The 20,805-nt window shown below is 71.0% G+C and carries 21 protein-coding genes and 1 rRNA gene; 14 read left to right on the top strand and 8 right to left on the bottom strand.

What is annotated here, in order from left to right:
* The first annotated feature begins 96 nt into the window (after positions 1-96).
* The 3 genes from pstC to pstB are packed head-to-tail and all read left to right on the top strand — an operon-like array spanning position 97 to position 2,982.
* Entirely contained in the window at positions 97-1,101 is a 1,005-nt protein-coding gene (gene pstC, locus B100_RS0108655; protein ID WP_024884045.1) for a phosphate ABC transporter permease subunit PstC, read from the top strand.
* Positions 1,098-2,156 carry a phosphate ABC transporter permease PstA gene (gene pstA, locus B100_RS0108650; RefSeq protein WP_024884044.1) on the top strand — a complete coding sequence of 353 codons (1,059 nt, stop codon included), beginning with the start codon at positions 1,098-1,100 and terminating at the stop codon, positions 2,154-2,156. Before pstC ends, pstA begins: the two co-directional genes overlap by 4 nt.
* A 49-nt stretch (positions 2,157-2,205) precedes the next feature.
* On the top strand, positions 2,206-2,982 hold the full coding sequence (gene pstB, locus B100_RS0108645) for a phosphate ABC transporter ATP-binding protein PstB (RefSeq protein ID WP_024884043.1): 777 nt from the start codon (positions 2,206-2,208) through the stop codon (positions 2,980-2,982).
* Positions 2,983-3,092: 110 nt separating this feature from the next.
* Here pstB and B100_RS0108640 read toward each other — a convergent pair whose 3' ends face one another.
* Positions 3,093-4,091 (bottom strand): inorganic phosphate transporter, encoded by a 999-nt coding sequence (locus B100_RS0108640; protein ID WP_024884042.1) that lies wholly within the window; start codon positions 4,089-4,091, stop codon positions 3,093-3,095.
* Between the two features lie 7 nt (positions 4,092-4,098).
* Entirely contained in the window at positions 4,099-4,719 is a 621-nt protein-coding gene (locus tag B100_RS0108635) for a DUF47 domain-containing protein (RefSeq protein ID WP_024884041.1), read from the bottom strand.
* A 237-nt stretch (positions 4,720-4,956) separates the two neighbouring features.
* Here B100_RS0108635 and B100_RS0108630 point away from each other — a divergent pair, with 237 nt between their 5' ends.
* Positions 4,957-5,367, top strand: coding sequence for a metal-sensitive transcriptional regulator (locus tag B100_RS0108630; RefSeq protein ID WP_024884040.1), 411 nt, complete (start codon positions 4,957-4,959; stop codon positions 5,365-5,367).
* A gap of 23 nt (positions 5,368-5,390) precedes the next feature.
* On the opposite strand, the gene B100_RS35355 is transcribed toward B100_RS0108630, so the two are convergent.
* Together B100_RS35355 and B100_RS0108620 are read right to left on the bottom strand one after the other, a co-directional pair.
* Entirely contained in the window at positions 5,391-5,576 is a 186-nt protein-coding gene (locus B100_RS35355; protein ID WP_024884039.1) for a hypothetical protein, read from the bottom strand.
* A gap of 116 nt (positions 5,577-5,692) precedes the next feature.
* Positions 5,693-6,535, bottom strand: a complete 843-nt coding sequence (locus B100_RS0108620) for an SCO4651 family lipoprotein (protein ID WP_024884038.1) — start codon at positions 6,533-6,535, stop codon at positions 5,693-5,695.
* 105 nt (positions 6,536-6,640) lie between these two features.
* Between B100_RS0108620 and B100_RS37215 the strand changes: the two genes are divergently transcribed.
* Together B100_RS37215 and B100_RS0108615 are read left to right on the top strand one after the other, a co-directional pair.
* The gene (locus tag B100_RS37215; RefSeq protein WP_186568127.1) at positions 6,641-6,802 is read left to right on the top strand and encodes a hypothetical protein; all 162 of its coding nucleotides are present in this window, start codon (positions 6,641-6,643) and stop codon (positions 6,800-6,802) included.
* 142 nt (positions 6,803-6,944) lie between these two features.
* Positions 6,945-8,507, top strand: coding sequence for an FAD-binding oxidoreductase (locus B100_RS0108615; protein WP_024884037.1), 1,563 nt, complete (start codon positions 6,945-6,947; stop codon positions 8,505-8,507).
* 82 nt (positions 8,508-8,589) lie between these two features.
* On the opposite strand, the gene B100_RS0108610 is transcribed toward B100_RS0108615, so the two are convergent.
* Together B100_RS0108610 and B100_RS0108605 are read right to left on the bottom strand one after the other, a co-directional pair.
* On the bottom strand, positions 8,590-9,297 hold the full coding sequence (locus tag B100_RS0108610; RefSeq protein ID WP_024884036.1) for a phosphatase PAP2 family protein: 708 nt from the start codon (positions 9,295-9,297) through the stop codon (positions 8,590-8,592).
* A 209-nt stretch (positions 9,298-9,506) separates the two neighbouring features.
* Positions 9,507-10,454 carry a bifunctional lytic transglycosylase/C40 family peptidase gene (locus B100_RS0108605; protein WP_486585616.1) on the bottom strand — a complete coding sequence of 316 codons (948 nt, stop codon included), beginning with the start codon at positions 10,452-10,454 and terminating at the stop codon, positions 9,507-9,509.
* Between the two features lie 414 nt (positions 10,455-10,868).
* On the opposite strand from B100_RS0108605, the gene B100_RS0108600 reads away from it, so the two are divergent.
* The 6 genes from B100_RS0108600 to B100_RS0108570 all read left to right on the top strand — a co-directional run bounded on the left by B100_RS0108600 (position 10,869) and on the right by B100_RS0108570 (position 18,010).
* Positions 10,869-11,177 carry a hypothetical protein gene (locus tag B100_RS0108600; RefSeq protein ID WP_024884034.1) on the top strand — a complete coding sequence of 103 codons (309 nt, stop codon included), beginning with the start codon at positions 10,869-10,871 and terminating at the stop codon, positions 11,175-11,177.
* A gap of 199 nt (positions 11,178-11,376) precedes the next feature.
* Positions 11,377-12,186, top strand: a complete 810-nt coding sequence (locus tag B100_RS0108590) for a hypothetical protein (protein WP_024884033.1) — start codon at positions 11,377-11,379, stop codon at positions 12,184-12,186.
* On the top strand, positions 12,176-13,501 hold the full coding sequence (locus tag B100_RS0108585) for a hypothetical protein (protein ID WP_024884032.1): 1,326 nt from the start codon (positions 12,176-12,178) through the stop codon (positions 13,499-13,501). Before B100_RS0108590 ends, B100_RS0108585 begins: the two co-directional genes overlap by 11 nt.
* Positions 13,498-15,057: an SCO6880 family protein gene (locus B100_RS0108580; protein ID WP_024884031.1), complete on the top strand. Its 1,560-nt coding sequence runs from the start codon at positions 13,498-13,500 to the stop codon at positions 15,055-15,057. Before B100_RS0108585 ends, B100_RS0108580 begins: the two co-directional genes overlap by 4 nt.
* Before the next feature lie 14 nt (positions 15,058-15,071).
* Positions 15,072-16,481, top strand: a complete 1,410-nt coding sequence (locus B100_RS0108575) for an ATP-binding protein (RefSeq protein WP_024884030.1) — start codon at positions 15,072-15,074, stop codon at positions 16,479-16,481.
* Positions 16,482-16,492: 11 nt separating this feature from the next.
* On the top strand, positions 16,493-18,010 hold the full coding sequence (locus B100_RS0108570) for a type IV secretory system conjugative DNA transfer family protein (RefSeq protein WP_024884029.1): 1,518 nt from the start codon (positions 16,493-16,495) through the stop codon (positions 18,008-18,010).
* On the opposite strand, the gene B100_RS0108565 is transcribed toward B100_RS0108570, so the two are convergent.
* Positions 17,999-18,556 (bottom strand): GNAT family N-acetyltransferase, encoded by a 558-nt coding sequence (locus B100_RS0108565; RefSeq protein ID WP_024884028.1) that lies wholly within the window; start codon positions 18,554-18,556, stop codon positions 17,999-18,001. The genes B100_RS0108570 and B100_RS0108565 overlap by 12 nt on opposite strands.
* Before the next feature lie 94 nt (positions 18,557-18,650).
* Between B100_RS0108565 and B100_RS0108560 the strand changes: the two genes are divergently transcribed.
* Together B100_RS0108560 and B100_RS0108555 are read left to right on the top strand one after the other, a co-directional pair.
* Entirely contained in the window at positions 18,651-19,958 is a 1,308-nt protein-coding gene (locus tag B100_RS0108560; RefSeq protein ID WP_024884027.1) for a histidine kinase, read from the top strand.
* A complete protein-coding gene (locus tag B100_RS0108555) occupies positions 19,955-20,626 on the top strand; it encodes a response regulator transcription factor (RefSeq protein ID WP_024884026.1) in 672 nt (223 codons plus the stop codon). Before B100_RS0108560 ends, B100_RS0108555 begins: the two co-directional genes overlap by 4 nt.
* A gap of 50 nt (positions 20,627-20,676) precedes the next feature.
* Here the strand turns inward: B100_RS0108555 and rrf are convergent.
* Positions 20,677-20,793, bottom strand: a 5S ribosomal RNA gene (gene rrf, locus B100_RS0108550).
* Positions 20,794-20,805 lie beyond the last annotated feature (12 nt).

The following is a 20,805-nucleotide window of genomic DNA, read 5'->3' as shown; positions in this document are numbered from 1 at the left end:
GCCGCACCGTCCGGTGCACCGCCAACAGGAGCCCCCGGCCCCGGGCGGCTCCGACCGAGCCGCCCGCCCCGGTGGCTCCGCAGACCGGAGAACCCGATGGACACCACCACGCAGAAACCCGCCGCGCCGCCGGCACCCGGACCGGCCGCGCCCCCCGACACCCGTGCCGCGCGCGGCGTCACCCGCCCCGGCGACCGGATCTTCCTCGGGCTGTCCCGGGGGTCCGGCATCCTCGTCCTGGTCCTGATGGCCGCCATCGCGGCCTTCCTGACCTACCGCGCCTCGCTCGCGATCGCCGCGGACGAGGCCAACTTCTTCACCACGTTCGAGTGGAACCCCAGCGGCTCCCCGCCGGAGTTCGGCATCGCGGTCCTGGCCTTCGGCACGGTCGTGTCGTCGGTGATCGCCATGGTCGTCGCGGTGCCGATCGCCGTCGCCATCGCCCTCTTCATCACCCACTACGCCCCGCGCCGCCTCGCCGGCCCCGTCGCGTACGTGATCGACCTGCTCGCCGCCGTCCCGTCCATCGTCTACGGCCTGTGGGGCGCCCTCGTCCTCGTGCCGCACCTGGACGGCCTCTACGGCTGGCTCGACGACTACCTGGGCTGGACCGGGATCCTCGACTGGAACGACGGCGCCCCGCGCTCGCTGTTCACGGTCGGCATCCTGCTGGCGGTGATGATCCTGCCGATCATCACCAACGTCAGCCGTGAGGTCTTCCGCCAGGTCCCGCGGACGCACGAGGAGGCCGCCCTGGCCCTCGGCGCCACGCGCTGGGAGGTCGTCCGCATGTCGGTGCTGCCGTTCGGCCGCTCCGGCGTCATCTCCGCCTCGATGCTGGGCCTCGGCCGCGCGCTCGGCGAGACGATGGCCGTCGCCATGGTGCTCTCCCCGAGCTTCACCATCGACGCCAGCCTGCTCGACCCGGGCGGCGGCACCTTCGCACAGAACATCGCCAGCAAGTTCAACGAGGCCACCGAGACGGGCCGGGACGCGCTGATCGCCTCCGGTCTGGTGCTGTTCGTCATCACCCTGCTGGTCAACGGCGCGGCCCGGCTGATCATCGCCCGCCGCAAGGAGTACTCGGGGGCCAACGCATGAGCCACGCTCTCCACGACACCCGCCCGTCCGGTTCGCTGCGCGGGGCCACCCTGCCGAAGTGGTTCCCCTGGGCGGTCGCCGCCGCCTCCACCGCCCTCGGGCTCGGCGTCAGCACCGCGGCCGGGCTGCACAGCGACATCCAGTGGGCGCTGATCGCGGCGCTGCTGTTCGTCGCCGGCTCGTACGCCGTCTCCGCCAAGGTCGAGGGGCGCCGGCAGGCCCGGGACCGCACCGCGACCAGCCTGGTCTGGGTCGCCTTCCTGCTCGCCGTCATCCCGCTCGCGTCGCTGACCTGGGAGACCGTCAAGCAGGGCATCAAGGTGTTCGACGGCTACTTCCTCACCCACTCCATGGGCGTGGTCGCCGACACCGAGCCCGGCGGCGGCATCTACCACGCCCTGCTGGGCACGCTGGAGCAGGTCGGCCTCGCCGCCCTGATCTCGGTGCCGGTCGGCGTGCTCACCGCGATCTACCTCGTCGAGTACGGCCGCGGCCGGCTCGCCCAGGCCGTGACCTTCTTCGTCGACGTCATGACGGGCATCCCGTCCATCGTCGCGGGCCTGTTCGTCCTCAGCCTGTGGATCCTCATCCTCGGCATGGGCTACTCGGGCTTCGCCGGCTCGATGGCGCTGGCCATCCTGATGATCCCGGTGGTCGTGCGGTCCACGGAGGAGATGCTCAAGCTCGTCCCGAACGAGCTGCGCGAGGCGTCCCTCGCCCTCGGCGTCCCGAAGTGGCGCACCATCCTCAAGGTGGTCCTGCCGACGTCCGTCGGCGGCATCACCACCGGCGTGATGCTCGCGATCGCCCGCATCACCGGTGAGACCGCGCCCGTGCTGCTGCTGGTCTGGGGCACGAACTTCATCAACGCCAACCCGTTCCAGGACCCCCAGGCCTCGCTGCCGATGTACATCTACCTGCAGTACACCAACGGCTCCGAGGCGGCGTACGACCGTGCCTGGGCGGCGGCCCTGACGCTCATCGCGTTCATCATGATCCTCAACCTGGTGGCCCGCGGCATCGCCCGCTGGAAGGCCCCGAAGACCGGTCGCTGACCGGCTCCCCCACACAGTCGTCGGCGACCCGAAAGAAGCAGTGATACCCATGGCCAAGCGCATCGACGTCAGCGGCCTCAACGCCTACTACGGATCCTTCCTGGCCATCGAGGACATCTCGATGACCGTCGAGCCCCGCTCCGTGACCGCCTTCATCGGCCCCTCCGGCTGCGGCAAGTCGACCTTCCTGCGCACCCTGAACCGCATGCACGAGGTGACCCCCGGCGGCCGGGTCGACGGCAAGGTCATGCTTGACGACGAGAACCTCTACGGCCCGGGCATCGACCCGGTGGCGGTGCGGCGCGAGGTCGGCATGGTCTTCCAGCGCCCGAACCCGTTCCCCACCATGTCGGTCTACGACAACGTGGCGGCGGGCCTGCGGCTCAACGGCACGTACAAGAAGTCCCAGCTGGACGACATCGTCGAGCGGTCCCTCAGGGGCGCCAACCTGTGGAACGAGGTCAAGGACCGGCTGAACAAGCCCGGCTCGGGTCTCTCCGGCGGCCAGCAGCAGCGCCTGTGCATCGCGCGGGCCATCGCGGTCGAGCCGAACGTGCTGCTGATGGACGAGCCCTGCTCCGCCCTGGACCCGATCTCCACCCTCGCCATCGAGGACCTGATCGGCGAGCTGAAGGAGCGCTTCACGATCGTCATCGTGACGCACAACATGCAGCAGGCGGCGCGCGTCTCGGACCGCACGGCGTTCTTCAACCTGGCGGCGGTCGGCAAGCCCGGCAAGCTCATAGAGATCGACGACACCGATCGGATCTTCTCCAACCCGTCGGTCCAGGCCACCGAGGACTACATCTCCGGCCGCTTCGGCTGACCCGAAACCCCTCGCGGCGCTGCATGGCGGTGCCGCCGCGAGGCAGGAAGGGCCCGCCCCCACTCAACGGGGGCGGGCCCTTTCCCTGTGCTGTCACTCGGGGACGGCGGCTACAGGGCGACCAGATAGACCAGTCCGTAGCAGGCCGCGGCCACCAGCGCGGCGGCCGGCATGGTGATGAACCAGCCGAGGACGATGTTCTTGGCGACGCCCCAGCGCACGGCGTTGACCCGCTTCGTCGCCCCCACACCCATGATCGCGGAGGTGATCACGTGGGTGGTGGAGATCGGCGCGTGGAAGATGAACGCGGAGCCGAACATGATCGAGGCGCCGGTGGTCTCGGCGGCGAAGCCCTGCGGCGGGTCCAGCTCGATGATCTTCCGGCCCAGGGTGCGCATGATGCGCCAGCCGCCCGCGTAGGTGCCGAGGGACAGCATGAGCGCACAGGCGATCTTCACCCACACCGGGATCGCGTCGCCGTACTCCTCGACGTCGGCGATGACCAGCGCCATCACCACGATGCCCATCGTCTTCTGTGCGTCCTGCAGGCCGTGGCCGAGGGCCATGCCCGCCGCGGACACCGTCTGGGCGATACGGAAGCCCCGCTTGGCCTTGTGCGGGTTGGACCGCCGGAACATCCACATGATCGCGGTCATCACCAGGTAACCGACGACGAGGCCGATCACCGGCGACACGAACATCGGGATGACGATCTTGTCGACCACCCCGTGCCAGTAGACCGTCGTCCCGCCGGCCAGCGCGGCGCCCACCATGCCGCCGAACAGGGCGTGGGACGACGAGGACGGCAGACCGAAGTACCAGGTGATCAGGTTCCAGGTGATGGCGCCCACCAGCGCGGCGAAGAGGATTCCCATCCCCTTCGACCCCTCGGGCGTCTCGATCAGCCCCTCGCTGACGGTCTTGGCGACCCCGGAGCCCAGGAAGGCGCCGGCCAGGTTCATCACGGCCGCCATCGCGAGCGCCGCGCGGGGCGTCAGCGCGCGGGTGGAGACGGACGTGGCGATCGCGTTCGCGGAGTCGTGGAAACCGTTGGTGTACGTGAAGAAGAGCGCGACCCCGATGGTCACGACCAGAGCGAAGGTGTCCATGAAGAGCTCAGGACTCCTTGACGGCGATGGTCTCCACCGTGTTCGCCACGTGCTCGAAGGCGTCGGCCGCCTCCTCCAGTACGTCCACGATCTGCTTGAGCTTCAGCACCTCGATCGCGTCGTACTTGCCGTTGAAGAGGTGGGCCAGCAGCTTGCGGTGGATCTGGTCGGCCTGGTTCTCCAGGCGGTTGACCTCGATCCAGTACTCGGTGAGGTTGTCCATGGTCCGCAGGTGCGGCATGGCCTCGGCGGTGAGCTCCGCGGCCCGCGCCAGCACCTCGATCTGCTGCTCGACGCCTTTGGGCAGTTCCTCGACGTTGTAGAGGACGACCAGGTCGACGGCCTCCTCCATGAAGTCCATGATGTCGTCGAGGGAGGACGCCAGGTTGTAGATGTCCTCACGGTCGAACGGCGTGATGAACGAGGAGTTCAGCTGGTGGAAGATCGCGTGCGTGGCGTCGTCACCGGCGTGTTCGGCGGCCCGCATACGCTCTGCGATCTCTGCTCGGGCGGAGGTGTCCGCCCCGAGGAGTTCCATCAGGAGCTTGGAGCCCGTGACGATGTTGTCCGCGGACGCGGCGAACATGTCGTAGAAGCTCGTCTCCCTGGGGGTCAGACGAAAGCGCACGTGGGGTCCTCGGTATGCGTCGGTTTCGGTCAGGCTGATGCTAGGCGCATCATCCGGCCACCTATAACGGCCGCCCCCCAGTGTCGCCCATCATGCAGAGTGATGAGTACGGGGGCGGCCCGTGCGCTGTACCGGCCGGTGCCCGCGGTCCGGACCTGCGGGCCCCGGACCGGCGAAGTTCGGTACCATATACCCACCAGGGGTATATAACGCCCAGCAGGACGCCAGGAGGACGCGATGACCACCACCGGGACCGGCGCCCCCGCGCCCTCCTCTCCGGACACCCCGGACACCGTGGAGACGAGCACCGGGGACGCGACGGGTGTGACGGACGTAACGGACATCGTGACCGATCACGACCGCGGGATCCACGGCTACCACCACCAGAAGCAGGAGCACCTCAAGCGGCTGCGCCGGATCGAGGGCCAGATCCGCGGACTGCAGCGGATGGTCGACGAGGACGTCTACTGCATCGACATACTCACCCAGGTGTCCGCCTCCACCAAGGCGCTGCAGTCGTTCGCGCTGCAACTGCTGGAGGAGCACCTGCGCCACTGTGTCGCGGACGCGGCCGTCAAGGGCGGCGACGAGATCGACGCGAAGGTCAAGGAAGCGACGCAGGCCATCGCCCGCATGCTGCGGACCTGACCGCCGCCCCGGTGGCCGCGGCCTCAGTGCCCGGCGGACTCCGCCCGGGCCTCGGCCACCCGCAGCACCTCGTCGATGCTCTCCGGACTGAGCCGGTCCTCGGCGTTGGAAGCGGCGATGATCAGCTCCCCGCAGAGCTCGATCTCGGCGAGCGCCACGTGATCCTGAACCGGGACCGTCCCACTCCCGAGCGGAGCCACGCGCCTCACCTCACTCTGTCGTCACCGACTTCCTAGAGTAGGGAGCGCCCTACGGACCGCGCATGGCACGGAAGGGCTAGTTCGGCCCGGCCACTCGGGACCCCGGCCCCCTGGCCCGCGCGCCGTCACTCCTCCGCGATCCGCCCGGCGTAGATGTCCTCGTCCTCGGGAAGCCGCACGTCGGCGGGGGCGCCGAAGTCGTAGAGCAGCGTGGTGGAGGCGACCGCGACGGGCTCCTGCCGCTCCCCGTTCACGAAGCTGAACCGGTGCCGGATCTTGCGGATCCGCCCCTCGTCGTCGAGGTACACGTCGAACGGCACCCGGGCCGTGGCGAACCCTTTCGCCGCCGCGCCCAACGGCCCCCGGTTGACCTCCGAGGCCTCCCGCGAGGCGGCCTCCAGGTCGGCGGTGCCCCGGTAGTGCCGCACCCGCGCCCCCGCGACCTCGGTCCGGCCGACGAACGTCGCCGACCGTGTGCCGCGCAGCACCTCCGCGGCGGCGAACGGATCGGTCGCCCCGCCGGTGACGAGATTGCCGTCGGACAGCGTCGCGGTGTCCACCCGCACCCACTTGTCGGCGGGCACCCCCGCCCCCCGGTTCTTCATGTACAGCGCCCCGGGCGCGAGCAGCTCGGTGATGGGCCGCCGCACGGCGGCGCCCGCGGGGTCCTGGGGGAGCAGCACCTTCAGCCGCCCCAGCCGCCTGCGGTAGTCGTAGACCCCCTCGCCCCGGATGGTCACCCGGGTGCCGCCGGTGGCCATCTCCAGCGAGGTGCGGGTCTGCGAGCTGCCGGCGTCCACCAGCGCGTCGGCGGCCGAGCGCAGCACCTGGACCGGATCGCCGGCGGGAGGTCCCTGCGTCACGGCGTCGCTGCGCGCGCACCCGGCGGACCCGAGCCCGACACAGCAGACGACCCCGACCACGGCCGTCATGCCGTGCGTCCGCCGGTGCTGTCGTCGTCGAGCCATCCCTGCCTACCCCCGCTCCGTCCGACACGGGCCGCCTGTCGTTCCCGTTAACGACGGGTCGGTGGCCCCGTCACGCGGCCCCGCCCGGGCGCTACGGTGGGCCGCGTGCCGCACCAGGACGACGCGCCGGCTCCCCGGCCGCACACCACGACCACCACCGAGCAGGGGCCCTTCTGCACGGCCCGCTGCACCTGCGGCTGGCGCGGCCCGGCCAGAAGAGCCAGGAGCCAGGCCCGCAAGGACGCCGAAAACCACACGGGGGAGTGACGCGCCCCCGGCCTGGTGCCGACAATGGCCCCCGCACGACCACGGGAGACGGACGGGACGGCGGCGGACCCGCACCGCGGCGGCAGCCGGCCCGCCCGGACCCGGACAGGCCGTCCCCCACCCGACCTCCGGAAGGCCGACCGTGAACCGCCGCACCTTCTTCGCGGGCACCGCCGCAGCGCTCACCACCGCGGCCGCGTCCTCCGCGTGCACCTCCTCCAAGCCCGGACCCGCCCCGGCCACCCCCACGCACGCCCCGTCGCCCTCTCCCTCCCCCTCCAGGCCCCCGCGCCCCGCGACGCCCGCCGACTGGACCGCCCTGGCGGGGCACCTCGACGGCCTGCTGGTGCGCCCCGGCGACGCCGACTGGGAGACGGCCCGCCGCCTCTACAACACGCGCTTCGACTCGCTCAGGCCCACCGCCGTCGCCTACGTGCGGCACGCCGACGACATCCGCACCGCCCTCACCCACGCCCGCGAGCACGCCGTCCCGCTCGCGGTGCGAAGCGGCGGCCACTCCTACGCGGGCTGGTCCTCCGGCGACGGCCGCCTGATCGTCGACGTGTCCGGCCTCGACGCCGTCCGCGTCGACGGTGACACGGCCGTCGTCGGCGCCGGCGCCAAGCTCATCGACGTCTACCGCACGCTCGCCGCGCGGGGCCTCACCGTCCCCGGCGGCTCGTGCCCCACCGTCGGCATCTCCGGGCTCACCCTCGGCGGCGGCCACGGCGTGACCTCCCGCGCCTACGGCCTGACCTGCGACAGCCTCACCGAGGTCACCCTGGTCACCGCCGACGGCAACCGGCTCACCGCCTCCGACTCCGAGAACCAGGAGCTCTTCTGGGCGCTGCGCGGCGCGGGCAACGCCCAGTTCGGCGTCGTCACCGAGTTCCGCTTCCGCACCCACCCCGCCCCGCGCAGCGTCACCGGCTACCTCACCTGGCCGTGGGAGCGGGCGGCCGCCGTGGTCGCCGCCTGGCAGGAGTGGGGCCCCGACCAGCCCGACGAGATCTGGTCCGCGCTCCACCTGGACAACACCGGCGGCGGACCCGGCGTCTCCGTCACCGTCTTCTCCCTCGGCACCTACGGCGAGCTGCAGAACGCCGTCGACCGGCTCGCCGACCGCGTCGGCGCCTCCGCGAGCAGCGTCTCGCTGCGCCGGCGCTCGTACCAGAAGTCCATGGAGCTGTACGCCGGGTGCTCCTCCTTCGCCGACGACGACCAGTGCCGGCTGCCGGGCGCGACACCCGGCCGCAGCCCCGACGGCGCCCTGGGACGCGAGACCTACGCGGCCCGCTCCGACTTCTTCGACCGCCCGCTCGACGAGGCGGGCGTCGACACCCTGCTCACCCGGACCCGGGAGGCCCGCGACGGCTCGGCGAGCATCGCGCTCACGGCCCTCGGCGGAGCGGTCAACCGGGTCGCGCCCAACGCCACGGCGTTCGTGCACCGCGGCTCCCGGGTGCTGGCCCAGTACCTCGCTTCGTGGGGGCCCGACGCCCCCGGCACCGCGATCCGCTCCTGGCTGACGGACACTCACCGGGCCATGCGGCCCCACGCGTCCGGCGCCGCCTACCAGAACTACGCCGACCCGGACCTCACCGACTGGCGCCGCGCCTACTACGGCGACGCCGCCCCGCGCCTGACCCGGCTGAAGCGGCGCCTCGACCCGGACCGCGTCTTCACCTACCCGCAGGCCCTCTGAAGCCGACCTCCGGACAGACGAAAGGGCCCGCGCCCACCCGCCCCGGGAGGAGCGGCGGCCGCGGGCCCTTTCCCAGCCCTCGTCAGGCAGCCAGGTCCCGCTCCTCGGGGCCGGCGCCCGACGCCCTGCCCCGGCTGCGCTCGGCCACCCGCCGGCGCTGTCCCTGCGGCCGGGCCGAGACCAGCCACCCGGCCTTCGGCGACCGCTCGACGGCCCGCATCAGCGGCGTCAACAGGGCCATGGCGAGCGGGGACAGCAGCAGCGCGACCGCCGTACCGAGCGCGAGTCCGCCGATCACGTCCGTCGGGTAGTGCACACCCATGTAGACGCGGATGAAGCCGCCGATCAGGCCCAGCACCAGGGCGACCAGTCCGAACCTGCGGTTGGCCAGGAACAGCGCCACCGCCAGCGCCATGCAGAGTGTCGCGTGGTCGCTGACGAAGGAGTAGTCGTCCTTGCCGTCGACCAGCACCTCGAGGCCCTCGTGGTCGTTGAACGGTCTCGGCCGCTCCACGAATCCCCGGATCGGCACGTTCACCACGACCGCGACGCCCGCCGCGAGCGGGGCCCACACCAGGGCCGCCACGGACGACGCCGCGTCAGGTCCGCCCTGCTTGCGCACCCCCCACCAGCACCAGAGCACCATCGCGAGAAGGCCGAAGAGCACCCCGTACTCACCGACGAACTCCATGACGTGGTCGAACCACGGCGGGGCGGCCTTGGCGAGGCCGTTGATGTCGTAGAGCAGGTCGACGTCGGGGTTCGACCCGGAATCGGCGAGTCCAGCCATGGTGCTGCGGCCCCTTCGTCATGTCGTCCGGCGCGCGGACGCGCGCCGTGCTGCCACCCCCGTGGTCTGTAGATCCGCTCGTCCGCTCGGCTACGAGAACAGGAACGCACGGTCCCCGCTGATACGTTCCACACTCCACCGAAAGATCACGCAGACGTTATCGAAGAGAGATACGTCTTTGCAGCTCAGGGGGGAGTTTGTCGCTCCGCTCACACGGTCGTGGGGAGCGCTTTCGCGCCATCTTCGGTGACCCGGGTGGCACCAAAGTAGTCAGGAGTGTCGATCGGGTCGAACCGGATCACGGCTCCGGACCGCGGCGCGTCGATCATGTACCCGCCGCCGACATAAATGCCCACATGCCGGATGGCACGGGAATTGGTGAGGTCGTCCGAGAAGAACACCAGATCCCCCGGCAGCAGTTCGTCCCGGGCCGGGTGCGGTCCCGCGTTGTACTGGTCGTTCGCCACGCGCGGCAACGTGATCCCCACACTCTCGTACGCGGCCTTGGTCAAGCCCGAGCAGTCGAAGCGTCCGCCCTGGTCAGGGGTGCCGTTGCCGCCCCAGAGATAGAGGGTGCCGAGCTTCTTCTGCGCGAACGCGATGGCCCCGGCGGCCTGCCGCGACGGATCCACCCGCCCCACCGGCGCCGCGAAGCTCTTCTCCAACTCCCGGATGCGCTGGACGTAGTTCTGCGTCTCCTTGTACGGCGGCACGCCCCCGTACTTGATGACCGCGTACGCCCCCGCGTTGTACGAGGCGAGCATGTTTTCGGTCAGATCCCCGCCGACGTCATCCACATAGGACGCCAGCGTGCAGTCGTAGGTCGCCGCGGACGGGATCGCGTCCGCCGGGTCCCACACGTCACGGTCCCCGTCCCCGTCGCCGTCGATGCCGTGGACGGCCCAGGTGCCGGGGATGAACTGCGCGATGCCCTGCGCCGCCGCGTGGCTCTGCGCCTTGGGGTTGAACCCGCTCTCCTGGTAGAGCTGGGCGGCGAGCAGGGCCGGATTGATGGCCGGGCAGAGGTTGCCCCAGGTGGAGACGAGCTGCTGGTAGGCGGCCGGCACACTGCCCTTGGCGAGCGCCTTGGCCGCGCCGCCGCCCACCCCGTTCACCAGGTTCCCGGCGACGACGTACACGCCGACGACGAGGAGCATCACGAAGGCGAGCGCCGAGCCGACGGCAAGAGTCGCACCGACCCACACCTTACGCACCGTCAACCACCCCTCACCGTCCGGCAGTCCACCGCCGCCCGACAGTGTAGAGGCGAGAAGCCCGCCGCGGGGTGATCAGATACGACGACATGCTCGGTCCGCGCCACCGGGGACGAGCCGCGCTTCATTGCCCGGCGTTACGCAGCGTGATACACAGAGTGACGATACGACTCTTCACCCGTCGGAGCGCGCCCCTCCCGGAGTCCGGCGCGCGCCGGTGGCAAGCTATTCCTACGAAACCCGCCAACAGATGACGTCAAGTCGACATACGACAGCGGCATCGTCGGCGACAATGAGGCCTGACCTCTGCACCCCCGCAGAGGATGCGGAACTACCCATACAGGGGCGGTGACTTACATGCTCTTTGCGGCCGACGAGGGAGACATCAACACCATTATCGGCGGGATCGCTCCGGATTGGGGCCCCTTCGGCAGCCTGGGCAACGAGGCCAAGGTGATGATCGAGGTGGTCATGGCGGTCGCCATCCTCCTCTGCCTCGGCATCGCCATCTGGGGGGCGGCCAAACAGCGCATCGGCGCCACCGCGTTGAGGGACACGTTCTCCGCCGAACAGGGCAAGGGCCTGATCATCGCGGGCCTCACGGGCGTCTTCATCATCGGATCGCTCGGCACCGTGTTCACCATCGTGTACGGCATGGCCGTCTAGCCCCGCACCATCGGTCCCGTCCGGGCACGCCCGGCTCCCCTCCATCCCACCCGCCCGTCGTGCCCACCGGCTGAGGTTGCGTTTCCCTGATGTCCAGTCACCACACCACGCCCGAGCGGCAGCCGGTACGGCTACCGTCGTACGTGGAGTACCCGGAGTACGAGGTGTTTCCGCACGACGCTGAGGGGGCGTACGCGGTATGAGTCTCGGAGACGACACGGGCCGGACCCGCACCCGCCTGCCGGAGGGCGGCGGCGACCCGTACGGTGGCGCGCGCAGAGGCGGCCGTTCGTCGTCGCGCAGCCTGGTGACGGTCGTCGGCGTGGTGGTCCTCCTCATCGCCGCCATCGCCTTCGCGAACCGCGGAGGCGGCGATTCCGACGCGGAGGAGGGCGGGGGCGCCGACTCCCCCAAGGCGGCGGCTACGGCACCGTCGGGGGACAAGCCCGTCTCGGCGGAGGAGGCCGGTGTCCCGGCCGGCTTTCCCCACACCCGCCAGGGCGCGGAAAGCGCGGCGGCGAACTACGCGGTGGTGCTCGGCTCCGCCGAGATGTTCGATAAGGAGCGGCGGCGGGACATCGTGGCGGCCGTCTTCACCCCCGAGGTCGCCGCCTCGCGCAAGGGCGACCTTGACACGGCGTACTCCAACCAGGAGTTCCTGGCCAACATCGGCCTCGACAAGAACGGCAAGGCCCCTGCCGGGCAGACCTTCGTCTCCCGAGTGGTTCCCGTGGGCACCAAGGTGACGGCGTCCGGCGCGGACGACGCCTCCGTCGAGGTTTGGTACACGTCGCTGTTCGGTCTGTCCGGCGAGGGCTCGACCAACCCGGTCACGGAGAGCTGGTACACCACCACGTACCAGCTGCAGTGGATGGACAACGACTGGAAGGTCGTCGACTTCCAGCAAAAGGACGGACCAGTCCCGGTCGGGCGCGACCAGAAGGCCTCCACCGCCGACGACATGACGAAGGCTGTCGAGGAGTACGGAGGGTTCACGTATGCGCGCTAACCACCGCTTCCTCAAACTCATGACGGCCGCCGCAGCGGTACAGGGCGCCGCGGTCCTGTTCGCCGGCCGGGCAGTGGCCGCTCCCACCCCTACTCCCACGGACAACAGCGACCCTTGTGACCTCATCCGGGGCCCCGCCAAGGACTACTGCGAGCGCGGTCAAGGTGGCGGGTCCTCCGGAGGGGAACGGTCGACGTTCAACGACCCCACCTCCGCCCTGGACCCCCTCGCCTCCCTCGCCCGCGGCTGCGCCGACGCCGCGTCCTGGACGGTCAAACAGCTCAGCGCCGCCGTGGAGGACACCGCGAAGGTGGACTTCACCAACGACACCTTCCTCCAGCAGTACGCCGTCGTCTTCGCCGCGTCGACCATCCTCACGCTTGTCCTCTGGCTGCTGGCGGTGGCCAAGCGGGCAGTCCGCGGTGTGCCGCTCGCCACCGCCCTCTCCGAGGCGATCGGCTTCCTCTGGCTGACCGTCCTCGCCTCCGCCTTCACCCCGCTGATCCTCTACACCGTCGTCTCCGCGACCGACGGCGTCACCGACGTCCTGGCGAAGGCGACCGGCGACCAGACGGACACGTTCTTCGGGACGTTCTCCGCCGCCCTGGAGAAGGGCAACGACATCGGCGGCGGCCCGATCATGCTGATCGTCGTCTCCCTCGTCTCCATCCTCGCCGCGGGCATCCTCTGGCTGGAGCTGGTCATCCGCGCCGCCCTGCTCTACGTCGGCGCGCTCCTCGGCACCGTCGTCTACGCGGGCCTGGTCGACAAGAACCTGTGGGGCCACGTCCGCCGCTGGGCGGGCATCATGATCGCTGTGATCATGGTGAAGCCGGTCATCGTCATCGTGCTCGGCCTGGCCGGCGCGCTCTCCTCCGACGACGGCCCCGACGCCTTCTCCGCCGTGGTCTCCGGCCTCGCGATCATCCTGCTCGCGATCTTCGCCTCGGCGATGATCTACCGCTTCGTCCCCGGCTTCGGCGACGAGATCGCCGGCTCCCGCAACAACCGCATCATGCAGGGCGCCGAGGGCAAGGCGGCCGCCGTGATCAGCTCCCCGGCCACCCTGGTCGCGCAGGGCATCAAGACCCACAGCACCCGCGCCGACCACCAGGGCGGCGGCGGCCAGTCCGCCACGCCCCGACCGTCCAACCCCGCGTCCGGGGGAGTCGCCGCGCACAGCTCCCGCCCGTCCGGCGGCGGCGGATCCGGTTCCTCCGCCGCTCCCCCGCCCCGCTCGGGCAACCCGGTGAACACCCCCCACGCCGGCACACGCAACAGCAGTCCCAACCGCACGGGAGGTGAAGGGCGTTGACGACCGATTCCCATGTGTCGCCCGCGATCGCGCCCCGCCGTACGTATCTGATCGGCCGCGCCCGGCCGAACGCGATCGTCGGCCGCAATCGCGAGACGGGTGAGATCGCGCTCATCGTCATCGGCGCGTTCCTCGGCATGATGTGCGGGCTTCTCGTCCCCGTCCTGTCCGTCAGGATCGTGCTGCTCGCCGGGCTGCCCATGCTCGCCCTGGCCGCCGTGTACGTGCCGTACAAGCACCGCACGTTCTACAAGTGGTTTGAGATCAACCGCAGTTACAAGCGCACCGTGCGCCGGGGCGCCACCTACCGCTCCGGTGTCGTCGAGGCCGGCACCCGGCTCGACGGGCGCGAGGTGGAGGTCGGCGCACCGCCGGGCATCGGCCGGATCACCTGGCTCGCCGCGCCGTTCGGCCCCGACGAGATCGCCGTGCTGCTGCACGCGGACCGCAAGACCGTCACCGCCGCCATCGAGATCGAGGGCCCCGGCGTCGGCCTGCGCGACTCCGAGGACCAGGAGGCCCTCGTCGACCGCTTCGGCACACTGCTCAAGCACGTGGCGAACGGCGACGGCTTCGTCACCCGCATCCAGATGCTCGCCCGCACCCTGCCCGCCGACCCCGACGCGCACGCCAAGGACGTCTCCGTCCGCGGCGACGAGAAGGCCCCGGCGTGGCTGCAGCAGTCGTACGACCAGCTGCAGTCGATGGTGTCGACCAGCAGCGAGCAGCACCGCGCGTACCTCGTCGCCTGCATGCACTACACCCGCGACCTGGCCGCCGAGGCCAACACCATGGCCCGCGCCATGCGCAGCCAGGGCGGCGGCCGGGTGGACCGGGACGCCGGGCTCGCCGTCGTCATGGCCCGTGAGCTGACCGACATCTGCTCCCGGCTCCAGGAGGCCGACATCCGCGTGCGCCAGCCGCTCGGCCAGAGCAGGCTGTCCTCGCTGATCCACTCCATGTACGACCCGGACCACCCGATCGACCACATCCAGGCGATGTCACAGCGCAACGCCTGGCCTGCCGAGCTCGACGCCACCGAGCCGACGTACCTCCAGGCCAAGACCCGCGAGTCCGTCACCCGCGCGCCCTGGTGCCACGCCACGGCCTGGGTGAAGGAGTGGCCGATGACCCCGGTCGGCGTGAACTTCCTCGCGCCGCTGCTCGTCCACACCCCCGACGTGATCCGCACGGTCGCCGTCACGATGGACCTCGAACCCACCGAGATCGCCATCGAGCGCATGTTGACCGAGAAGACCAACGACGAGGCGGAGGCGTCCCGCGCCGCCAAGATGAACCGCACCGTCGACCCGCGCGACGTCGCCGCGCACAGCCGTCTCGACCAGCGCGGCGAGGACCTCGCCAGCGGCGCCGCGGGCGTCAACCTGGTCGGCTACATCACCGTCTCCTCCCGCACACCCGAGGCCCTGGCCCGCGACAAGCGGACGATACGGGCGTCGGCCGGAAAGTCGTACCTGAAGCTGGAGTGGTGCGACCGCGAGCACCACCGCGCGTTCGTGAACACTCTCCCGTTCGCCACCGGCATTCGTAGGTAGGGGCTGAGCTGAAGATGCGGGATCCGCTGTCCGTCGTCACCGACGCCTTCACGTCCTTCCTGTTCGGGAAGGTCGAGACCACACGGCTGCCGGTGCGCACGTCCACGGGCCAGGCGCAGGCGGTGTACCTGCCGACCGCCGCGCCCGGCCTCGGCGACTCCGGCGTCATCATCGGCCGCGAGGTCTACTCCGGGAAGGGCTACATCTACGACCCCTTCCAGCTCTACGGCCAGCAGCTCCCGGCACCGCACTGGCTGGTCCTCGGCGAGTCCGGCAACGGCAAGTCGGCCCTGGAGAAGACGTACGTGCTGCGCCAGCTCCGCTTCCGCGACCGGCAAGTGGTGGTCCTGGACGCGCAGGGCGAGGACGGCGCCGGCGAGTGGAACCTCATCGCCCAGGAGCTGGGCATAACCCCCATCCGCCTGGACCCGATGGCCGCGCTCGACCAGGGCATCCGCCTCAACCCGCTCGACCCGGCGATCACCACCACCGGCCAGCTCGCGCTGCTGCGCACCATCATCGAGGTCGCCATGGGGCACGGCCTGGACGAGCGGTCCGGCTTCGCCCTGAAGGTCGCGCACGCCTACGTCAACGAGACCATCGTGGAGCGCCAGCCCGTCCTGTCCGACATCGTCGACCAGCTCCGCCACCCCGAACCGGAGTCGGCGGAGGCGATGAACGTCGCCATAGACGACGTCCGGGCGTGGGGCCTGGACGTCGCCCTCGTCCTGGACCGCCTGGTCGACGGTGACCTGCGCGGCATGTTCGACGGCCCGACGACCGTCGGCATCGACCTGGACGCCCCGCTCATCGTCTTCGACCTGTCCCACATCGACCGCAACTCCATCGCCATGCCGATCCTCATGGCGATCGTCGGCGTGTGGCTGGAGCACACCTGGATCCGCCCCGACCGGAAGAAGCGCATCTTCCTGGTCGAGGAGGCCTGGCACATCATCAACAGCCCGTTTGTGGCACAGCTCTTCCAGCGGCTGCTGAAGTTCGGCCGACGTCTCGGCCTGTCCTTCGTCGCGGTCGTCCACCACCTGTCCGACGTGGTGGACGGAGCGGCGGCGAAGGAGGCCGCGGCGATCCTCAAGATGGCCTCGACCCGCACCATCTACGCCCAGAAAGCGGACGAGGCGCGGGCGACGGGCCGGGTGCTGGGCCTGCCCCGGTGGGCCGTGGAGATCATCCCCTCGCTCACCCCGGGCATCGCGGTCTGGGACGTCAACGGCAACGTCCAGGTGGTCAAGCACCTGGTCACCGAGACCGAACGCCCGCTGGTCTTCACCGACCGCGCGATGACCGAGTCGTCCGCCGACCTCGCCGACGACGCCCTGCGCGCCGCCGAGTTGGAGGCGGAGGAGCGGGCGGCGGCCTTCGTGGAACAGCACGTCGGGGACTCCGAGTCGACGGTGGCGTAGGAGGGGGACGCGTGAGACCGGACGAGCACCGCGGGCGCACCGGCGGCCAGGGCGGCATCCCCGACGGGCTGCTGGTCGGCGTACTCGCGTTCCTCCTCGGCATGACCGCGATGGTGTGGACGGCCACCGGTCTCTCCGGCCTCTTCGCCCACGGCCGCTGGCCGTCCGGCCTGTCCTTCGCCCGCGCACCCCTGGCCATGCGCCACCTGATCTCCGCACCGCACGACATCCCCGGTGCCTGGCCGGACACCCCGCCCGAGGACCTCTCCGGCTACGGCCTGTTCTGGGGCCTGCTCATCGGCCAGCTGATGATCCTGGTGGTCCTCACCGTCTTCGTCCTGGGGACCGTGGCCCGCTGGCGCGCCGTGCGCGCCCGCCGCCGCGCGGAACCGGCCACGGCGGCGCCGCCCCCGACGCCCGCACCGGAACCCGTGCACGAGGTACCCGCCCCGAGGGCCCCCGGGACCACCCCGCCCGCAGCGCGGCAACCCACCGCCGCCGTACCGGAACACCCCACTCCCGCGGCATCCGCACCGGCACCGGCACCGGGATCGGCGCCGGAGGAGCCCCGGCCCGGCTGGGAGTCCGCCCCCACGGAGAGCGGCGGCCCCGGCCTGCGCCACGGCCCCCCGGCCACCCGCCACGCCACCGCCGCCCAGGCCGTACGCGACGCCGAGGGCCCCGTCCTCGTCCTCACGTCCAACCCCACACTCTGGTACGACACCAAGGACGCCCGGGCGAAGCTCGGCCCCTCCCACCTCTACGACCCGACGCACCTGTGCGACACCCCGGCCCGCCTGCACTGGTCCCCCGTCGCCGGCTGCGAGGACAAGGACACGGCGACCGCCCGCGCCGCCGCGCTCCTCACGCCCGTCCGCCCCACCTCGCGGCTCGACCAGGCCGTCAGCGACACCGCGGAGCTCCTGCTCCGCAGCTACCTGCACGCCGCCGCCGTCGACGGCCGCACCGTCCGTCACGTCCACCGCTGGGCGCAGGGCCTTCAGGTGCAGGACGCCGTGCGGGTGCTGCGCACCAGCCCCAAGGCGGCCTCCGGCTCCGCGGGCGAACTCGAGGCGGCGCTCACCGCCCACCCCGAACGCCGTGACGTGGCACAGCAACTGACCGCCCGTGCGCTGGCCGCCCTCTCCACGGTCAACGTCCGCGAAGCCTGCACTCCGCACCGAAGTGATGCCCTCGCCCTGGATTCCTTCATCCACGAAGGGGGAACGCTTTACGTCGTGGGCGAATCCATCGAGGATCCGCGCACCGGACCGGGCGCCATGCCCCTGCTCACGGCGCTCGCCTCGCACGTGGTCGAGCACGGCCGGCGCATGGCCGAACGGTCATCCTCCGGTCGGCTCGACCCACCACTCACCCTCGTCCTCGACGACGTGGCGGCCGTGGCCCCTCTCTCCCAGCTGCCCGACCTGCTCGCGGGCGGAGCCGACCGGGGCATGCCCACCCTGGCCCTGGTCCGTTCCCCCGAACAGGCCCGCACCCGCTGGCCGCACGCCGAACTACCGGTCTGACTCCGGCCGTTCCACGGCCAACTCCAGTTCCAGATCCTCCGGGGCGGCCCCCAGCGTCATGGTCACCCCGGTCTCGACGAAACCCGCCTTGCGGTAGGCCCGCAGCGCCCGCGCGTTGTCCGCGTGCACCAGGAGCCGCACCCGCTCGGCGCCCTGCGCCCACGCCCACTCCAGACCGGCGTCGAAGAGCACCTCGGTGAGCCCGATGCCCCGGTGCCCGGGCCGCACGAACACCCCGATCAGATGCCCCTGGAGCCGCTCGACGGGCGCACCGGCCCAGTCCGTGGTCCCCGGCTTCTCGATGAGCACGGTCACCGTCCCGACCCACTCCCCGTCGGGCCCCTCGGCGATGATCTGCTGCGATCCGGACGCCCCTTCAGCACTCCGCTCGGCCCGCTCCCGCCAATAGGAGTCGGGCTGCGCCACGGCGGACTCGTAGGTGTCCATGAAGGCGATGGGCGCCACCGGGTCCTGAAGGGCGGCGAGCCGCAGGGTCTTGGCCCGGGGCCACTCGTCGGCGTGCAGGGAACGAACCTGGTAGCTCATGCGGTCACCGTAGTACCCGGGTACCACGGCCTCATCCGAATTCAGGACCACGGGACCGACGTCCCGACCTCCCTGACGGGGGATCATCGAAGGCATGACCCGGCCCTCCGCGGCGGACCTATCCGCCGCCACAGACCTCGTGACGCGCGAGCAGCTGGCGGCGACGGCTGGGGCGCCGACCACGCCGGAACCCCTCACCGCCTGTATTCAACGCGGCCGGGACGCCGTACGCGCGTGGGACCGGCGCCGTCCGCTCCTGTGGAATCTGACCTTCACCGGGTTCTGGGTGACTGCGGCCCTCATCGACTTCGCCGGCGGCGGCTGGCGCAACGTCACGCACAACCCGAGCGTCCCCGGCGCCCTCCTGCTCGTCCTGAGCCTCGGCCTGTCGGTCCCGCTGCTGTGGCGCCGTACGCACCCGGTGGCGGTGCTGCTCGCCATGACGCCGTTCGCCGTGGTCAACGGCTGGTCCGGGGCCGCGCTCCAGGCGGCCCTGCTCCAGCTGGTCGTCGTGTACCACATCGCCCTGCGCCGGCCCCTGCGCGCTCTGTGGTGGGCGTCGGCTCTGACGCTCGTGCCGGTGGCCATCACCACGACGCGTTTCGGCGAGGGCGGGTGGAGCCAGCAGATCGGCTCGCATCTGACCTCGATCGGCGTGGCGATTCTCATCGGCATCACCGTACGGACCCGCCACCACTACACCGAGGCCCTGGAGGACCGCGCCCGCCGTCTCGAGATCGAACGGGACCAGCAGGCCCGCATCGCAGCCGCCGCCGAACGCACCCGCATCGCCCGCGAGATGCACGACATCATCGGCCACAACCTGTCCGTGATCACCGGCCTCGCCGACGGCGGCAAGTACGCGGCCGGCAAGTCCCCGGAACGCGCCGCCCAGGCTCTGGACGCCATCGGCACCACCAGCCGCCAGGCCCTCGGCGAGCTCCGCCGTCTCCTGGACGTCCTCCGCGACGACGACACCGGGAGCCCCGCCGAACGAACCCCCCAGCCCGGCCTGACCGACCTGGAGCAGCTCATCGACGGCGTCCGCGGCGCGGGCCTCCCCGTCCACACGCGCGTGGAAGGCCGGGCGACCCTTCCCCCCGGCCGCCAGCTCACTGTGTTCCGGGTCGTCCAGGAAGCCCTCACCAACACCCTCAAGCACGCCGGCCCCGACACGACCTCCGAGGTCTTCATCGCCCACGGGGACAGGGGTGCCGTGACCGTCACCATCACCGACACCGGGAAGGGCTCACCGCCCCGCACCCCGTCCGACGGCCGCGGCATCCCCGGAATGCGCGAACGAACAGCCCTGTACGGCGGCACACTTGAGGCCGGCCCACGCCCGCACCCCGAGCGGGGCTGGCGCGTCCGTCTGCACCTTCCGGAGGAGTCCCCGCAGTGACCACCGTCCTCGTCGCCGACGACCAGTCCCTTCAGCGCCTCGGTTTCCGCATGCTGCTGGAGAGCCAGGACGACATGACCGTCCTGGGCGAGGCCACGAACGGCACCGAAGCGGTCCGTATGACGGCGCGACTGCACCCCGACGTGGTCCTGATGGACATCCGCATGCCGGGCATGGACGGCATCGAGGCCACCCGCCGCATCGTCGCCGCGGGCGACCGCACCCGCGTCCTCATCCTCACGACCTTCGACCTGGACGAGTACGCCCACGCCGGTCTCCGCGCGGGTGCCTCCGGTTTCCTCGTCAAGGACGCCCAGCCGGAGGAACTGCTGTCCGGCATCCGCGCCGTGGCCACCGGCGACGCGGTCGTCGCCCCCAGCCTGACGCGACGCCTCCTGGACGCCTACGCCCACCATCTGCCGGTCGGCGACACCGAGGAGGAGCCGACACCCGACGACCCTCGGCTGTCCTCACTCACCGAGCGGGAACGGGAGATCCTCACGGTCATCGGCAAGGGATGGACGAACACCGAGATAGCGACCCGCTTCCACCTCGCCGAGTCCACAGTGAAGACGCACGTCGGCCGCATTCTCTCCAAGACGGGATCCAGGGACAGAATTCAGGCGGTGATTCTGGCGTACGACGCCAAGCTGGTGGAGCCGGCCTGAAACGCAGAAAGCCCCCGTGCCGAATGGCACGGGGGCTTTCCACAATGATTGTTCGGCGGCGTCCTACTCTCCCACAGGGTCCCCCCTGCAGTACCATCGGCGCTGTAAGGCTTAGCTTCCGGGTTCGAAATGTAACCGGGCGTTTCCCCTACGCTATGACCACCGAAACACTATGAAAC

It is taken from the genome of Streptomyces sp. CNH189 (assembly GCF_000527195.1).
Note: the sequence above shows the minus strand (reverse complement) of the source record. Positions and strands in the feature narration are given on the sequence as shown.

Bases quoted from the DNA above. Each gene is read 5' to 3' on its own strand.
- B100_RS0108605 (WP_486585616.1), bottom strand. From the start codon at position 10,454: ATGCTCCTCGTCGTCGGCGTGTACGTCGTCGCCGGGAACCTGGTGAAC.
- B100_RS0108585 (WP_024884032.1), top strand. From the start codon at position 12,176: ATGCGCGCTAACCACCGCTTCCTCAAACTCATGACGGCCGCCGCAGCG.
- B100_RS0108560 (WP_024884027.1), top strand. From the start codon at position 18,651: ATGACCCGGCCCTCCGCGGCGGACCTATCCGCCGCCACAGACCTCGTG.
- B100_RS0108590 (WP_024884033.1), top strand. From the start codon at position 11,377: ATGAGTCTCGGAGACGACACGGGCCGGACCCGCACCCGCCTGCCGGAG.
- B100_RS0108565 (WP_024884028.1), bottom strand. From the start codon at position 18,556: ATGAGCTACCAGGTTCGTTCCCTGCACGCCGACGAGTGGCCCCGGGCC.
- pstC (WP_024884045.1), top strand. From the start codon at position 97: ATGGACACCACCACGCAGAAACCCGCCGCGCCGCCGGCACCCGGACCG.
- pstB (WP_024884043.1), top strand. From the start codon at position 2,206: ATGGCCAAGCGCATCGACGTCAGCGGCCTCAACGCCTACTACGGATCC.
- B100_RS0108640 (WP_024884042.1), bottom strand. From the start codon at position 4,091: ATGGACACCTTCGCTCTGGTCGTGACCATCGGGGTCGCGCTCTTCTTC.
- B100_RS0108630 (WP_024884040.1), top strand. From the start codon at position 4,957: ATGACCACCACCGGGACCGGCGCCCCCGCGCCCTCCTCTCCGGACACC.
- B100_RS0108600 (WP_024884034.1), top strand. From the start codon at position 10,869: ATGCTCTTTGCGGCCGACGAGGGAGACATCAACACCATTATCGGCGGG.
- B100_RS0108610 (WP_024884036.1), bottom strand. From the start codon at position 9,297: ATGGCTGGACTCGCCGATTCCGGGTCGAACCCCGACGTCGACCTGCTC.
- B100_RS0108575 (WP_024884030.1), top strand. From the start codon at position 15,072: ATGCGGGATCCGCTGTCCGTCGTCACCGACGCCTTCACGTCCTTCCTG.
- pstA (WP_024884044.1), top strand. From the start codon at position 1,098: ATGAGCCACGCTCTCCACGACACCCGCCCGTCCGGTTCGCTGCGCGGG.
- B100_RS0108620 (WP_024884038.1), bottom strand. From the start codon at position 6,535: ATGGCTCGACGACGACAGCACCGGCGGACGCACGGCATGACGGCCGTG.